This window comes from Paenibacillus lautus, assembly GCF_050482385.1.
In the GTDB taxonomy this organism is placed as follows: Bacteria; Bacillota; Bacilli; order Paenibacillales; family Paenibacillaceae; genus Paenibacillus_AQ; species Paenibacillus_AQ lautus_B.
Window position 1 is genome coordinate 1 of sequence record NZ_JBCNHV010000049.1, and the last position, 1,691, is coordinate 1,691.

Below are 1,691 nucleotides of genomic sequence, written 5' to 3' on the forward strand. Positions count from 1 at the left end.
TGTGACAGGGTTAATGCTAGGAGCGGTGGATCTAAAGATACTCGCAAGTAGTCTGTTAAAAGGGGCAAAACGAGCTTATAATGCTAAGAGCATGAATGGGATTGACCAGATTTCTACACCTAAGACTCGCGTAGGTGGAATTGATAGAGTTTCTAAGGAGATAGGATTAGAGAATCTGGCCAAAAAATCTTCTTTATTAAAAGAGACTCCAGATATTGATGGGTTATTGAAGAATGAGAAAGTTAACTTAAATACTAAAACAAACACCAAAGCGAAGACAGAAGCTAAAGCTACGACAAGTAATCAGGGTAACCCTAAGAATCCGATGTCCGGTGATGACTGGGAAGCGTACTTCAAAGCAAAATATGGAGAAGTTGAGTGGATATCTAAGGGAAAAGCTGAATTGCGTGCTAAGGTTAAAGCTAATGTTGAGGCGAGTGCGGGTGCAAGAGCAGCTTCCAAGTTTGATGAGTATCTGAAGATAGAGAAGGAATTGCTTGAAGCTTTAGAGAAAAAGAGATGGTTTGATAGTTTACAGAATATTGAAAACTTTAAACAAGGAACAAAAGAAAATGCATTGACTCATATTTTTGATGGTGAGATTCTTAAAGGTGGAAAGGCTAATGGATTTCATTATGAAGGATTGCCAAATAGTAATGGTAAAATCGTTGGTGATATTGATCCACCTAATGAGTTCGGTGTATATCGAGCCAATATTGAAGTCAATGGAGTATTAAAGAAGGTTAAATCGACATTTTTCCCCAAGGAGTGGACTCCACAGCAAGTGATAGATGCAATAAATGAGGCTTTCCATAATAAGGAGGTTGTAAAAAATAATGTTTATCAAGGGATAACAAGTATGGGAATGAAAATAGAGTTTGTTTTAAGAAATGGTAAGATAATTTCAGCTTATCCTTTATATTAATTGGAGGAAATTTAAATAATGATTAAGTATAAATATAAATTGAAGCATATGGAGAGGTTTGATATAGTCGTATTAAATTTTGATGAAGAAAAATCTCTGAAATTTGCTAATATGATAAGTGACCCCCTAGGATCTGATATACTTTTGACATATGAGGATTTGAAGGTTGATATAGATAATTATTTTGATGTATTAATAGGCAAATTGCCGTGTTACGAGCGTGGAGGCAATGTAGCGTTTGTTACATCTCATAAAGACTACACAATAATTGAAGATCTTTTTTACGATGAAGAAGAAGATGAAATTGAACCGATCTGTAAATTAGAGACAGTAGAATTTGTGAAAATAATACTGGTCTGGGCGTATGAAAATTATAAATATAAAAGCGAGAGGGGAGTGATTGCTCTAGAGGAGGCAGATATGGTTATGAAGTGGATTGAACAAAAAATGTTAGAAGTTAAGAGTATAGAAAATAACGAATTATCATAACCAATGCTATATATCTGGTAATAAAAAACCTATTCCATGAAGTTGATAATGAGGAATAGGTTTTTTCTATTAAAGAGGCTGGCATCACGGATCGGTACGGTAATCCTTCCTGATATCGTCATGGATGCACCTCGGGTTTATTTTGGCGTACCTGATTTCTCATGGGGGAAGGTTATCCGATCCCATCATTATTCGATCATTAAAGATCGGGAGAGCTTTCTTGATATTCAAGCGAATTCGGATGCGAGCTCAGACTTGGGGGAGTCTGATTTCGTCA

The 1,691-nt window shown here is 35.9% G+C and carries 2 protein-coding genes and 1 pseudogene; all 3 read left to right on the forward strand.

Features of this window, described 5'->3' with window-relative positions:
* Positions 1-925 (forward strand): EndoU domain-containing protein (locus tag ABEW73_RS33720; protein ID WP_430173890.1); only part of this gene is annotated, 925 nt, incomplete at its 5' end.
* Positions 926-943: 18 nt separating this feature from the next.
* Positions 944-1,414 carry a hypothetical protein gene (locus ABEW73_RS33725; RefSeq protein WP_430173889.1) on the forward strand — a complete coding sequence of 157 codons (471 nt, stop codon included), beginning with the start codon at positions 944-946 and terminating at the stop codon, positions 1,412-1,414.
* 48 nt (positions 1,415-1,462) lie between these two features.
* A pseudogene (locus ABEW73_RS33730) lies at positions 1,463-1,691 on the forward strand (hypothetical protein); the annotation flags it as partial.

Excerpts from the sequence above, each read along its gene's own strand:
- ABEW73_RS33725 (WP_430173889.1), top strand. The coding sequence starts at position 944 with ATGATTAAGTATAAATATAAATTGAAGCATATGGAGAGGTTTGATATA.